Consider the following 14,564-nt stretch of genomic DNA (forward strand, 5'->3'; position numbering starts at 1 on the left):
ATCTCCTTGAGTCAGCCCACCGCAGCAGGCCGACGTTTCCTTATTTGGTCGAAGTAGTCAGTTCGGCTGTCGATCTAGGCTGCGACTTGGTATCTGGCTTTGATTCGTGCTGAGTTTTAGCTGAATAGTGGGTCTGTTTGTCGAAGATCATCAGTAAGCTTGGTAACAAGATGAAATCGACCACCAGCGCAATGAAAATCACAATCGCGCTGAGTAAGCCCATGTCGGAGTTGAGTCTGAAGCTCGACATCGCCAGTACAGAGAAACCGGCCACTAGCACAACAGTGGTGATCCACAAAGCGCGACCTACGGTGTGGAAAGCGTATCGAACCGCTTCTTCTGCTGATTTCCCTTCGATTCTTGCGCGCTGGTATTTACTCAAGAAGTGCACCGCATCATCAACCACGATACCCAACGTGAGCGTGACCACGACTGACAAACCGAGGTTGATTTCACCTGAGATAAGCGCCCATAAACCAAAGCCAATGATCGCAGGCGCAATGTTGGGCACTAGGCTGATCATGCCTAAGCGAACCGAGCGCAATGCAAAGATCATCAAGCCAGAGATAAGCACTAGGGTGATAGGCAAAGTTGATAGCATGCTCGCCATGTTGGTTTCGCCAATATGAGCAAACATCAGTGACGGGCTCGAAGCCACCACTTCATATTGCGGTGCATTGGCTGCAAACCATGAGTAAATGCGCTCTTCGAGTTCGACTAGCTCAACGCTGCCAAGGTTATCGACGGTAAGTACCATTTTGATCGATGATTTATCGACGTTGATCTGGTTGTTCAAGTCCAAGCCGTACGGCAGAGACATTTCGTAAAGCAGCAGATATTGCGCGGCAAGTTCACGGTTCAGCGGTAGCTTGTAGTAGCTGTCGTCGTCGGCATGCATATTCTTGTTCAAACGCATATAAACATCAGAAAGCGTTGCCACATGGTCAGTTTCTGGTTGAACGCGTAGCCACTTAGTAAAGTCACCAATTGCTTGCAAGAACACAGGATCAGCAATCGCTTGAGACTCGTTAGTTTTCACTGCGATACTGAGGGTTGTCATGCCGCTTACGGTCTCTTCCATGAAGTCAGCCGCTCGTCTGAATTCACTTGAGGTATCGAAATACTTCACCGATTCATCGTTGACTTTGTTGAGCGGAATTAACGCGGCAGCGCCAACAATCACTAGCGTAGAAATCGGCAGCAGTGCTTTACGGTTAGTTACGACAAAATCGCCCAGCTTATCCATGAAGGTGACTTTGTCTGCCGCCTTAGGGTTGGCAGGTAGACGTTCGACTGGCAGCAGTTTTAGCAACGCTGGCAACATAGTCACAGACAAGAAGCACGCAATAAGTACACCCAGTGCCGATAAGTTACCGAAATCACGCAGCACTGGTGAGTCCGACATGTTCATCATCAGGAAACCAATCGCAGTGGTCACCGAGGTGATCAGAATCGGCATCGCATTGAGCTTGATGCTGTATTGAATGGCTTGTGCTTTCTCCATACCGCGCTGCATCGCTTGTCTCATGGTCACAATCACGTGAACACAATCAGCCACCGCCAAAGTTAAAACCAAGGTTGGCACATTCACGGTTGCGGTACTCAAGAACATCCCTGCCCAACCAGACAATCCCATGGTGGCAACAATCGAAGAGATGATCACAATGAGCGTCGCCACCACACTAAAGAACGAGCGCAGCATAAAGGTCAGGAACACCAGTACCACCAACAGCATTAAGGGAACGAGCGTTGAGCTGCCTTGTTGAGCCGAAGTCATAAATGCGTTGTTCATGGCTATGATGCCCGCTTTATGGAACTCGACGTTGGGATACTGAGCTTGGTACTTACCGATCATGGCATTGATCGCCGCAATCACCTCTTGCACTTCCGCGGTTTTGTCCACTTCTGGCAGCTGCACGGTTACGTTAACAATCGTCACATCGCCAGAGGCCGACACCAAGGCATTCTTAAGCAACGGTTCGTTAAGGGCGATCTGTTTTACTTTGGCGATGCGCTCTGGTGTGTGCTCGTACTCTTCATACAGCAAGTCTTCTACCAAAAGATCATCTTCAATGGCTTCGGTGTGCTGATAATTAGCTAGGGAATCGACACGGCTTGAATACGGGATCTGCCACGTATCGACCGTGAGGTTTTGAATCAGGGTGAGAGTTTCAGGGGTGAAGACATTGCCATCTTCAGGTGCGACAACAATCGCAAGGTTGTCGGTTTTTGCAAAGGTGGTTTGGATTTCATCGAACGCCATCAACTGCTTGTTGGTGCCTTCGAAGAAGATGTTGTAGTCCCCTCTAAAATAGAGGTTCTTAGCCCCTAATGCAGAGAGAATGATGATTGAAAACACCACCAGCAGAACGATAAACGAACGCTTGGTCGGTATTGAGTGCCAACTGTTATTTAGATCGGCGTTTGCGCTATCGGCATTAGGGTTATTTCGGTTTTGCTGATCGAACGTGGGCTTCTGGCTGTCATGTTTCATCACAGTCTCCATTTGTGACGATTCGTCATATATGTGTCATAAAAAGCCAGCCGAAGCTGACAAAAGACACAATGCTTAGTCAAATACTCAAGAAAACAGCAACCACAGTCGGTTAATCTCAAGTTTATGACGAATCGTCAAAAATGGTTATTAATAAACCCACATGTGTGGGCTTAATGGAAGCTATCGACCTACAGACTCTAAGTAAGCGATCTCTTCACTGAACAGCTCTTGTTCTACACGACGCCAAGTTTTGCGGTAATCCCAATCGCTAGAAAGGGGCTGCCAATTGAGGCCGTCTAAAATCATGTTCGCGTTGTGTAATACTGAATACGGGTCTTGTAACCGCTTAATACAATGACTGTTTGATGCATTCTGTGACAAGGCATTTGAACCAAATGCGATTGACCAGTTAGCAAAAACGATGGCATCTGAGCCAACGCCAGAAGAGAACTTTAGGTCACCCGCTTCTACCGCTTGGTTAACCATAGAGTCGCATTGTTCAATCACCAACTCTTCCAGTTCATTCATCTCGGCGACGCGTGCACTAGACGCTTTCTCTAGTACCCACGGGCTTTTAGCCATGATCGCACAGGTTGATAGTACCGGTTCCATGCGAGCATAGATTCGGTAAGCAACGTGCAATGCGACGATCTTTTCACGTGTGTTGCCTTCAAACTCTCCAGAGCGAGCAAACATCATTGCTTCTGTCTTGAGAGAGTGAATACATAACGCTAAAACGACGTCTTCTTTGCTGCAAAAGTGATTGTATATCGTACCTTTAGAATAAGAGCTCGCTGCCGTTAGCTTGTCCATCGTGAGGTTTCCGAACCCTTGTTCTCGAACCAGATCTTTTGCTAACAACATCAACTCTACTTCTCGGTCTGCAATAGACTGCTGCTTTTTAGACAACACGCCTTTGCAACCAAAGATACCTTGTTTATCGCCTTTACAACCAAAGCCAAACATAATTTTTTAGTCCGTATATGAGCTTAGCCGTTATCTAAGCTTCGCCAGTATTTAAAACACTCCTATCCAATATATTAACACGAATAGTAAATTCATGTAGTTAACCATTTTGTGACGCTTCGTCATTTCTGACTTATCGTCATAATAGCGCAAGTATTGATCATATCAAGGGGTTTTATAAATTAAATACATTTTGTGAATGGAAAGAGAATAAATGGGATATAGCTAAGAAAATCATCAATAGTTGACCTAAAGAGAAGACTTTAAAAGAAGACCTGTATTGTGACCAACAGAATGTGGACGCGAATTGGGCATTCTTAACCTAACAAAGAATGTCGGCACTTTAAGCTGCTATGCGTATTCATGCCCAATGATTCCTAGCTTAAACCACAAGAATGAATGACTGTAGGCTTACTTTATGGGGCAGACGTCTCCTTATGGTCAATATTTGGCTTACTAATGCCGTTTTCTGTTAAGTTGCTATAAATTCGGTAAGGGGTGACTTACAATAGTGACAACGACTTACCTTTTTTGAGAACACGATATTGAGCGCCAAATATTCTTATTTAGCTTGGCAAGTGAATACTTCTAGCCCTGCAGAAAAGCTGGTTTTATTGATGCTTGCAGACGGTGCTGACGAATTCGGCTACACCAATGTGTGCCTACAAACAGCAGGTCAACTTTGTGCTCTCTCTACGTTTGGTTTAGCCGACTGTCTTAAGTGTTTAGTCGACCAAGGTTTTCTCGATAAGGTAAAAGTAGATTATCGGGATAAAAAAGAGATTCACGTTTTCAAAATGCTCATTGAGCAAGAGCAAACTGCGGCGCACGTTGAGGTTCAACCGACCAATAGTATTCCGGTCTACTCTACGGCACCTGCACCTGCACCTGCACCTGCACCTGCACCTAAGTTTCAGCCTGCTCCGGCACCAATGCAACACATGCAGCAGGCCCCTCGCCCACAAGGTCGAGGCTCAATGAACAGCAACACCGTCTCTACTCATGATCTCAACGAAGAAGAGATACCATCATGGGCAGAACGTGCGTTTAAATTCTCCGGTTTGACCGGTGACCATAGTTTAGTATGGAAGAAATTTGTCCTCTGGTATAAAGCCAAAGCCAATGAATTAATGCCATTATCTCGGATTGAATCCAAGCTGCAGTACTGGCTAGTTAACGAGAAGCAAAATGAAAGACAACAACAGCAGAAGACCTCTCAATATTCAGGAAATGCAGGACAAGCTCAAGGAAATGGGTATAGACAAAAGCTTAGCCCATCTGAACGCTTCAGGCAGCAGCTCATTCAAAAAGGCAAAAAGCCAACCTTCTGAGCCAGCTCAACCTGTTGTACCTGACGCTACAGGTCCATTAGTACCTGAAGTGATTGAAGCGCAAAGTACCGAAGTGAAAGTAGCGGCTGCACAAGCTGCGGATTCCGGTGCGTCTCAACAAGTACCTGTTGTTGATCAAGATCCTGCAGAGCTGGAACTAACCGATTGGTGTATTCACGTGTTCGGCTCTTTCTTGAGCGTGTACGAAACGCAGTGGGAATATCAGTACGGTAGTGAGCCAAGCGGTAAGTTCATTGAGTTTGCCAACTCTGTTGATTCAGACGGCCTTAACCGCGTTTTAATGCACTGCCACGAACGTATTCAGCTTGGCAACAGCTGGCCGCCGCAAATGGGTGAGCTGTGGATCCTGAAAGATTCTTTAACTGAAGAAGAGTTGCTGGATAGCCGTATCCGTGTGTTGTCTCGCACCGCTGCCAACAAAATTGAAAAATGGCTGATTCAGAACAAACTGTATGACTTGAAGCGTACGGCTGAAAACAAGCTGGATGGTCTGTTTAAGAAGTACTACTTGGAAGCAAAACGTTTAGATGAGAAAGGCATGCTTGAAACTGAGTTACCAGAATTCCTTCTTGCCGCTAACTCTGTAAAGAACCTGAACGATTTAAAACGTGAAGAGTACGAAAGTAAACACGGTAAAGCGATTAACCCAAGAATTCAGCGTATTCTGAACAGTAAAAAATAACCATCCGCTTGCTATCTGTTAGAAGAAAACAGAGTTGCAATTACCCGGTTAACAGATACAAAAATGCCAGCTATCAAGCTGGCATTTTTTATGAATTCTAACGAACTCTTTAACGACTATCCGACCGTTATTTACGATCGTTTTACTGATTGATTACAGTAGGTGGATAGTTGCGTTTAGCGTGAATACGCCAGAGTCGTCATCTTTCATTTTGAAGTTTTGGTAGCTAGCGCCTACAGATAGTGGACCAAAGATGAAGTATTCAGCGCCTACACCGTACATGATATCAACATCGTCTTGCTTGAAGCCATCAGCTTTAAGCTCGTAAGAGTGAAGACCACCCTTCGCGTATACGTGAAGAGGACCAAAATCGATGCTTGGTTTAATCGCTAGGTAAGCAGTGCTTGCGTCTAAATTCTTAAGATCGCGGTTGCCGTAATTAACGCTGCCGAAAGAACCTAGATCCCAGTAACCCGCTTCAACACCGATTAGTGGAAGGATACCTGTACCTACGTGGATGCCCACCGCGTTTTCATCTTCACCAGCGAATGAGTTTTGACCACCCATTACACCGCCGTACAACCAAGAATCAGCCATTGCTGTTGAAGATGCACCTAGTAGTGCTAGTGCCAATAACGTTTTTTTCATATTCGACCTTTTTCGTCCTAGTGGCAGGCCTTGAGTGGTAATAAATTGCCACCAAGTCGCCCTGTATGTAATAACTATTCAATTAGTAATGCAATAAGCAAGATTTATACCCAAACCTTGCCATTGCGTCTAGCTTTATTCCTTTAGCAAGCATCAATCGCGTTTTTAACACGCTTATCTGATACTGGGTAAGGCGTACCGAGCTGCTGTGCGAAGAAGCTTACACGAAGCTCTTCTATCATCCAACGCACCTCTTTTACATTTTCTGGAACCGCGATCCCTTTTGGAATTTTATTCAGTAGTTCTTTGTAATCATTCATTACTGACTCAACTTTGATCATGTGAAGACGATCTTTGTTCGGGTCAATTGGCAGTTTTTCCATGCGGCGTTCAATCGCTCTCATATAGCGTAGAATATCCGGCAAGCGTTTCCACCCACATTCTGTGGCAAAACCCTTAAAAATCAAACCTTCTACTTGAGCTTTTATGTCAGAAAGTGCGAATGCCATAGAAAGATCCACGCGTCCTTTCAGCTTTTTACTGATGCTGAATGCCGTGGTTAGGATGGTTTCAACCTGTTGAGCAATCTCTACTACGGTATCACCCAGCTCTGCACGTACGTGTTCTTTCAGAGCTTCAAACTGCTCTGGTTCCCAAACCAAACCGCCCTTCTCTTCAATCAGCTTATCAATACCACAAGCGATACAGTCATCGATAAGATCGAGTACCTGTCCGTATGGGTTGAAGTACAAGCCAAGTTTCGATTTGTTCGGCAGGTTCGAGTGCAAGTATTTGATCGGTGATGGCACGTTCAACAAGATTAAACGACGCTGACCCGATTTCATTGCCGAGATTTGCTCTTGCTCGGTTTCGAACAGTTTGATCTCTACGCTGTCTTTGGTATCCACCAGCGCAGGGAAGGCTTTAACATCGTAGCCACCACGTTTCTGTTGGTAGACTTTTGGTAATTCACCAAAGCTCCACGTGTGCAGGTTCTGCTGCTCGATATCGTCGTCTGCCACTTTAGAAAGCGTTTCTTGAACCTTGTCTTTCAGGCTCTCTTTCAACTCATGCAGATCTTTCTGTTCTTTCAGCTTACGCTTGCGATGATCTACAGCGCGGAATGTTACCTTTAAGTGCTCTGGAATCTGGTCTAACTTCCAGTCATCACGTACCACTTCCACACCCGTCATGCGGCGTAGCTCTTTCTCAAGAGAATCCAGTAACGGTGCTTCAAGCGGTGTCACACGTGCCAAGAATGCATCTGCGTAGTTTGGCGCAGGTACAAAGTTACGGCGTAGCGTTTTAGGTAACGACTTAATCAAGCTAATTACTAGCTCTTGACGTAGACCCGGGATCTGCCAATCAAAACCGTTTTGGTCAATTTGGTTCAAGATAGGCAGCGGAATGTGTACCGTTACACCATCGTTATCGTCGCCCGGCTCAAATTGGTAACTCAGCTTGAGCTTGATACCGTTTTGGTGCCAGAAGTTCGGATAATCCAAATCAGTAACGTGGCTAGCATCACCGCGGAACAGCATCGATTTTTCAAAGTTAAGCAGCTCAGGGATTTTCTGACTGGTCTTCTTCCACCATGTATCAAAGTGACGGCCAGAAACCGCCTCTTCGCCAACACGTTGATCATAGAAGTCGAACAGTTCATCATCATCGATCAAGATGTCGCGACGACGCGATTTATGCTCAAGCTCTTCGACTTCTTGTAGAAGCTTACGGTTCTGCTTGAAGAAAGCGTGTTTGGTTTCCCACTCACCTTCTACTAATGCACTACGTACAAACAACTCACGGCTGACGGTTGCATCAATCGCGCCGTAGTTCACAAGGCGCTTAGGTACGATTGGGATTCCGTAAAGCATCACTTTTTCGTGTGCCATTACTGCCGCTTGCTTCTTCGACCAATGTGGTTCGCTGTAACTACGTTTAATCAGGTGTTTCGCTAGCGGTTCAATCCATTCCGGTTGAATCTTCGCGATAACGCGCCCCCAAAGTTTTGAGGTTTCTACCAGCTCCGCAGACATGATCCACTTAGGCTGTTTCTTAAATAAGCCAGACGCAGGGAAGATATGGAAGCGTGCATTACGTGCACCTTGATACTCATTCTTCTCTTGATCTTTCATACCGATGTGCGAAAGCAGACCTGATAGCAGTGACATGTGAATGCCATCGTAGCTGCCCGGTTCTGTATTCAACTTAGTATCCAGTTCACGCATTGCTTGGTGAATTTGGAAGTACACATCTTGCCATTCACGGATACGTAAATAGTTGAGGTAATCTTGCTTACACTGTTTGCGGAACTGGTTACTCGACAATGCTTTTTGCTGCTGCTTGATGTAATCCCATAAGTTCACAAACGTGATGAAGTCAGACTCTTTATCGAAGAAACGCTTGTGCTTGTCATCAGACGATTGTTGCTTATCTGATGGACGCTCACGCGGATCTTGAATCGACAACGCAGACGCGATCACCATCACTTCGTGTAGGCATCGGTTACGTGGCGCTTCAATTACCATACGCGCTAAACGTGGATCGATAGGCAGTTTTGCCAGCTTACGACCAATCGCGGTTAGCTTCTTCTTGTCGTCGCCGTGGTTCTTGTTTTTGTTCGCTGACGGTTCAACGGTGGCGATCGCACCAAGCTCTTCAAGCAGCCTTACACCGTCTTGAATGTTGCGCTTATCGGGCGCTTCAACAAATGGGAACGCTTGAATATCGCCTAGGCCTAGCGCTGTCATCTGAAGGATAACCGATGCTAGGTTAGTACGAAGAATCTCTGGGTCAGTAAACTCTGGGCGTGACTCGAAATCTTCCTCAGAGTACAAACGAATACAGATACCTTCTGCAACACGACCACAACGACCTTTACGCTGGTTTGCACTCGCTTGAGACACTGGCTCAATCGGTAGACGTTGTACTTTAGTACGATAGCTGTAGCGGCTAATACGCGCCGTACCCGGGTCGATAACATACTTGATGCCCGGAACGGTTAACGAGGTTTCTGCCACGTTGGTTGCCAGAACGATGCGTCGACCAGTATGAGACTGGAAGATACGGTTCTGCTCACCCGCCGATAGACGCGCGTAAAGCGGGACAATTTCGGTATCACGAAGGTTGCGTTTACTTAATGCATCTGCGGTATCACGAATTTCTCGCTCACCGTTCATGAAGATCAAGATATCGCCAAGGCCTTCATCACACAGCTCATCAACGGCTTCAAAGATGCCTTCGATTTGGTCGCGGTCTGAATCACTTTCATCACCACCTAATGGGCGGTAACGCGTATCAACTGGGTAAGTACGACCAGACACTTCAATGATCGGTGCATTGTTAAAGTGCTTAGAGAAACGCTCTGGATCGATGGTTGCCGACGTGATGATCACTTTCAGATCAGGACGCTTTGGCAGTAACTCTTTCAGGTAACCCATGATGAAATCGATGTTCAGGCTACGTTCGTGCGCTTCATCGATAATGATGGTGTCGTACTGATTTAAGAAACGGTCGTGTTGAATCTCCACCAGTAGAATACCGTCGGTCATCAGTTTGATTTGGGTATTGTCAGAAATCTGGTCGTTGAATCGAACCTTATAACCAACGAACTCACCCAGCTGTGTTTCCATCTCTTCAGCAATACGGTTCGCAACCGAACGCGCCGCAAGACGACGGGGCTGAGTGTGACCAATTAAGCCAAAGCGGCCGCGGCCAAGCTCAGAACAGATTTTTGGTAGCTGAGTGGTTTTACCCGAACCCGTTTCACCCGCCACGATAACCACTTGGTTTTCAGCGATGGCTTTCGCGATGTCTTCGCGCTTTTGGCTAACCGGGAGAATTTCTGGGTATTCAATCGTTGGTTTCTGTGCCGCGCGCTGAGTTGCCGTCATCATTGACTTAGCAATGTCTAACGCAATCTCATCAAAGACAGCGTGCTTAGCTTGTTCGTTCTTAATTTTACTCGCACCAGCAATTCGCTTACTCAAACGGAAGCGATCGCGTATCATACATTCGTTGAGCGCTTTACGAAGAGAGGCTGGGCTATTCTGAGATGATTTGTTGTTTGTCGCTGATTGTTCAGCAGATTTTTTCGATGCAGCTTGGTTTGGTTTCGCTTTGCTCTGTGAAGAACTTGGCTGTGCTGCATTCTTGTTGTTATCTGCTTTTTCCGGAGACGAAGTCAAAGCGTGTCCTATTCTTGTACTTATTAAACTCGCGCGATTATATCACAAGTCTCAAACAAAAAAGCCTGACAGCAAAGGGAAAACCTTTAGCTATCAGGCTGATTAATCTCGCTAACACTCGCAGGAGCTATGAAAGCGCGGTCAAATGTAATTCGTACTTAGTCAACTCTGGTTTAAAGCTAACGTTAAAAACTGCGCTTAAAACTCATATTGGAAGTAAACCGTGTTGTAGTTACTACCGCCTTTGATACGACCATACTGAGAGGATTTTTCAAAGATTGCAGAACGGTGATGCAATGAATAACCGAACCATAAGTTGTTCAAGTCATTCTTACCAATCAAGTCGCCAACGTTGACATCGAATGAGAAGTCTAAGTAGTTCAATAGATGGCTTGCGGTGTAACCTTTACGGTCCATCTCAGAGCCTTCGATGTAGGTAATCGAATCGATGTAAGACATACCTTCTGCCACACCAACACGCCACTGAGTTGGCCAATCAAAGGTGTAATACGCTTTGATTGCGATGATGTATTCGGTGCTGCTTGATTGAACGTCTGAGCTCCAGTGGTGGGCAATACCTGGGGTCAAATAGATATCCAATGGCAAGCCGAAGATCTCATCAGTTAATGGGTGTCCATAGAAGAACGAGGTCAACTGGTTGTTGTATTCGTCTTTTTCTCTATTGAACTTCATGATGTCGCCAATATTGGATGGCGTTCCCCAGCCGTGTGCGACACGTAAGTAAGGCGCATTGCTCAGTTTAGGTTTTGGCGCTTTCTCTTTGTCGTTAAAGAAACCAAAGCCAAGGTACAATTCCCCCTGATAACGGTCTTCAACAATCGAAGAATCGTAAGCGTTATCGTCCAATCGCGTCACACTGGTTGAACCCAATAAGTACAAGTTAGAAACCACATGGTAACGCGTTTCAACACCAACATTTAAGTCAACACCAGCACCAATGGTTTCATTAGATGCGGAGTAATACTCACTGTTGAAATCAGCACTTTTATAACGCAGCGTCGCGCTCGGGTAAAACTCCCAATCTCCAGTTTCATACTTGGCTTTAGCTCGTAAGTTACCGTGGAAGTTGTATTCACTGTCGCTCATTAACTCCGTCTCGACAGACCAAGAATCATCAAGTTGGTAGGTCAGTTGAGCACCAAAGTCCGCCGTATCGCCTTCAATCGCGTTCTGCTCAGATGCAGGAATATCAATAAAGCGCATGCGAGAGATAGCATTGAAAGACCACTTCTCATCGTCAGTTTGATAGAGGTATGCCCCCATCTCAGTACCGTCAATAAACACATAATCGTTCTTGAAAAACAGCATCGGTACGAATGAGCTGACCGATTGGTCGCCACCAGACGTGTCATAAGGGATGCTTGCTGTACGGAACATTGCAGCGATGCCCCACTCTTGCTCTTCAGCGGCCCACGCATTAGCACTTACGAAAATGCCACTTAGGAAAGCGCTACCTAGTAAAACCAATCCAGATGAAGGAAGAGTCGGTAAATATTTGAGCTTCATTCTTGTGTAATTACTCTTTGAAAAAAATATTGTTTTACTGATTAGACATTTATTAACCATGACGGCTAACTATTTTTAGGTTTGCTCGGCATTGACCGTTACAATGTAGAATATTCTCGGTTAAATGAAAGTATTGTGAAAGTCTCCGAATTACAAAACATTATAGATCACTTACCCAAAGATTCCGATCCAGATATTGTTATGGGTGAGGCGTGGTTGCCTGAGCGTTTGGTGGATACCAACCTAGACGGTGACATGCTATTTCTTGAATTCGATAATGCCCCTGAAGACAATCAAGGGGATGAAGAAGGCCGTGGCTTTGTTGAGCACGAGATTGCTATGATTCGAGAAAAGCTCGAACTGTTATTAGACGAGCCTTCCGATACCAAGACCAAAGCCGATGCCCTATTGGCAATATTTCTAATGGGCCATGAACTTTCTAGCTCAGAAGTTATCGAAGTTCTTGAATCAACAGAATCTGAAACGACAGAGCCTGAGATTGCAGAGCATAATCAACAGAATCTGACTCAGTAGAATTTGAAGCATCAACGCTTGGAACCACAAAGCCAGACACGAACAAGCTCGAAACAAAAGAACACCACGACGACTAGCCACCAACGATTTTAGGTACCGTATTGAAACCCTCTACGACATCATCTCTTCCCCTGTTACTCGCCGGACCCATTTTAAGAAAAACCACCGCGACTGAAGTGGTACTTTGGTTAGCCACCAGCTCGCCTCTTACAGGCAGAGCCGAGCTTCATACTCAAGAAATAGACGATTCTGAAGCAGCACAAGACCAGCCGTTTTATACCTCATCGCTTGAAGAACATGATTCGATTCAAATCGGTACACATGCGTGGATAACGCTAATTCGCTTACAAGGTGAGTTTCCGACTAATACGCTGCTTGAATATGACATTCACACAGAGTCAGGTTCACTAAAAGAGCTCGCCCCTCACCTTGTTTACAACGGTAAATCTCGCGTTGAGTTTAAGATATCGACCTCAGCTGATTACATTCTTCATGGCTCTTGCCGCAACCCGCATCATCCAAGCAAAGACAGCCTAGTTGCAGCCGATAACAAGATGGCCGATCAAACCGTCGCTGAAAGACCCGACATGCTGATGATGAGCGGCGATCAGATCTACGCCGACCATGTGGCAGGCCCAACACTTGATGCTATTCAACAAGTGATTCACCTGCTTGGCCTTGTAGGCGAAAGCTTACCGACTGACTCGCAAATTAAACAAATCAACAACAGTGACGCTCTGTATAACAGTGAATACCACTTATACCAGCGTCATCACTATTTGCCGCACCACACAGCTTCAGAATCCATGCTCGATAAGTTATTCCCGAACCGTGGCGTGCCGATTTTTAGCTCTACCGATTGTGAAAACCACTTGGTCACGCTGTCTGAGTTTATCGCGATGTACTTATTGGTTTGGTCTCCGACACTGTGGCAATGCGTCAATCGAGAGCGTTTAATTGAGAATAACTTCACTCAAGGTGGACGCCAATTAACACCGACTGAGCAGCAACAATGGCGTGATGAAAGCGTCATCATGGATGATTTCATTGCTGGCTTACCGCAAGTGCAACGTCTGTTCGCGCATATTCCAACGTACATGATCTTCGATGATCACGATGTGACGGATGATTGGAACCTTACCGTGGGTTGGGAGCATGCCGTCGACCAAAACCAGTTCGCGACCCAAGTCATTGGTAACGGCCTTGCGGCTTACTGGATGTGTCAAGGTTGGGGTAACAAACCGGAGAGCTTCGATGAAACGTTTATCGAGCAAGCAAAACAGCTTTTTGTCGCTCAACCGCTCATTACTAAACAACCGCGCATTAGTAAACAAACTCATAATGAAGCCGGCAATGCAGCGACTACTCACTCTATTGGCAACATCGAGCCAGACAAGCATCAAGCCTTCATTGAGATGTTAAGTCGCTTTGAAGAGTGGCATTACACAATAGATACCTCACCCAAAGTCATTGTGTTGGATACTCGTACGCGTCGTTGGCGTTCAGAGTCACGCATGAACAAGCCTTCAGGTTTAATGGACTGGGAAGCCTTGATTGAGTTTCAACATCAGTTAATGAATCAAGATAAAGTGGTGATCGTTTCTGCTGCACCGATGTTTGGCGTGAAGTTTATTGAAACACTGCAAAAGATGGCGACCACAATCGGCAAGCCATTAGTGATTGACGCTGAAAACTGGATGGCGCATCCGGGCAGTGCTAATACGCTGATTAGCATCTTTACCCATACCAAAACACCGACCAACTTCGTGGTACTTTCTGGCGATGTTCATTACTCCTTCGCTTATGACATCAAGCTTAGGTATCGTCGCAACAGCCCGAACATCTATCAAATCACCTGCAGTGGTATTAAAAATCAGTTCCCTGCTCCGCTGCTTAAATTCTGCGATGTATGGGACCGCCTGTTATACAGCCCTCGCTCAGTTTTGAACTACTTCACTAAGCGTAAACGCTTGAAGATCGAAAAGCGAAGCCCTGACAATCAGACCTTCTATCGCCTTTCAAACCGCAGTGCGATTGGAGAATTGAGGCTAGACACTGATGGGAAACCGCAATCGATCACGACACTCAGTGGCGACGGTAAAATTACCCGTTTCCCAGAGCCCGATTGATAAAATGCTCCTTATCGCTCGCGTATCCGTAATGTCAGTTTT

9 protein-coding genes are annotated in these 14,564 nt (G+C 45.9%); 4 read left to right on the top strand and 5 right to left on the bottom strand.

The annotated features are described in order from the left end of the window. Positions 1–40: 40 nt before the first annotated feature. Both AB6D06_RS14155 and AB6D06_RS14160 read right to left on the bottom strand, forming a co-directional pair. Complete coding sequence (locus AB6D06_RS14155; protein WP_372110597.1) at positions 41–2,506, bottom strand: RND family transporter; 2,466 nt, start codon at positions 2,504–2,506, stop codon at positions 41–43. A gap of 171 nt (positions 2,507–2,677) precedes the next feature. Further along, the gene (locus AB6D06_RS14160) at positions 2,678–3,463 is read right to left on the bottom strand and encodes a TetR/AcrR family transcriptional regulator (protein WP_004741595.1); all 786 of its coding nucleotides are present in this window, start codon (positions 3,461–3,463) and stop codon (positions 2,678–2,680) included. A 545-nt stretch (positions 3,464–4,008) separates the two neighbouring features. On the opposite strand from AB6D06_RS14160, the gene AB6D06_RS14165 reads away from it, so the two are divergent. Both AB6D06_RS14165 and AB6D06_RS14170 read left to right on the top strand, forming a co-directional pair. Next, positions 4,009–4,794 carry a hypothetical protein gene (locus AB6D06_RS14165; protein ID WP_136982501.1) on the top strand — a complete coding sequence of 262 codons (786 nt, stop codon included), beginning with the start codon at positions 4,009–4,011 and terminating at the stop codon, positions 4,792–4,794. Then, positions 4,715–5,497 (top strand): hypothetical protein, encoded by a 783-nt coding sequence (locus AB6D06_RS14170; RefSeq protein WP_017067728.1) that lies wholly within the window; start codon positions 4,715–4,717, stop codon positions 5,495–5,497. Before AB6D06_RS14165 ends, AB6D06_RS14170 begins: the two co-directional genes overlap by 80 nt. A gap of 153 nt (positions 5,498–5,650) precedes the next feature. On the opposite strand, the gene AB6D06_RS14175 is transcribed toward AB6D06_RS14170, so the two are convergent. The 3 genes from AB6D06_RS14175 to AB6D06_RS14185 all read right to left on the bottom strand — a co-directional run bounded on the left by AB6D06_RS14175 (position 5,651) and on the right by AB6D06_RS14185 (position 11,859). After that, positions 5,651–6,145, bottom strand: a complete 495-nt coding sequence (locus tag AB6D06_RS14175) for an outer membrane beta-barrel protein (RefSeq protein ID WP_017065440.1) — start codon at positions 6,143–6,145, stop codon at positions 5,651–5,653. Positions 6,146–6,288: 143 nt separating this feature from the next. Further along, positions 6,289–10,332 (bottom strand): ATP-dependent RNA helicase HrpA, encoded by a 4,044-nt coding sequence (gene hrpA, locus AB6D06_RS14180; RefSeq protein WP_372110601.1) that lies wholly within the window; start codon positions 10,330–10,332, stop codon positions 6,289–6,291. Between the two features lie 198 nt (positions 10,333–10,530). Further along, the gene (locus AB6D06_RS14185; RefSeq protein ID WP_017070881.1) at positions 10,531–11,859 is read right to left on the bottom strand and encodes a MipA/OmpV family protein; all 1,329 of its coding nucleotides are present in this window, start codon (positions 11,857–11,859) and stop codon (positions 10,531–10,533) included. Positions 11,860–11,940: 81 nt separating this feature from the next. On the opposite strand from AB6D06_RS14185, the gene AB6D06_RS14190 reads away from it, so the two are divergent. Together AB6D06_RS14190 and AB6D06_RS14195 are read left to right on the top strand one after the other, a co-directional pair. Continuing rightward, entirely contained in the window at positions 11,941–12,393 is a 453-nt protein-coding gene (locus tag AB6D06_RS14190; RefSeq protein ID WP_102428589.1) for a hypothetical protein, read from the top strand. Positions 12,394–12,494: 101 nt separating this feature from the next. Next, the gene (locus AB6D06_RS14195) at positions 12,495–14,522 is read left to right on the top strand and encodes an alkaline phosphatase family protein (protein ID WP_372058509.1); all 2,028 of its coding nucleotides are present in this window, start codon (positions 12,495–12,497) and stop codon (positions 14,520–14,522) included. Positions 14,523–14,564 lie beyond the last annotated feature (42 nt).

The sequence above is a fragment of the Vibrio sp. 10N.239.311.G01 genome, assembly GCF_041465805.1.
GTDB lineage: Bacteria > Pseudomonadota > Gammaproteobacteria > Enterobacterales > Vibrionaceae > Vibrio > Vibrio crassostreae_C.

Excerpts from the sequence above, each read along its gene's own strand:
- AB6D06_RS14185 (WP_017070881.1), bottom strand. The coding sequence starts at position 11,859 with ATGAAGCTCAAATATTTACCGACTCTTCCTTCATCTGGATTGGTTTTA.
- AB6D06_RS14155 (WP_372110597.1), bottom strand. The coding sequence starts at position 2,506 with ATGGAGACTGTGATGAAACATGACAGCCAGAAGCCCACGTTCGATCAG.
- AB6D06_RS14160 (WP_004741595.1), bottom strand. The coding sequence starts at position 3,463 with ATGTTTGGCTTTGGTTGTAAAGGCGATAAACAAGGTATCTTTGGTTGC.
- AB6D06_RS14175 (WP_017065440.1), bottom strand. The coding sequence starts at position 6,145 with ATGAAAAAAACGTTATTGGCACTAGCACTACTAGGTGCATCTTCAACA.
- AB6D06_RS14170 (WP_017067728.1), top strand. The coding sequence starts at position 4,715 with ATGGGTATAGACAAAAGCTTAGCCCATCTGAACGCTTCAGGCAGCAGC.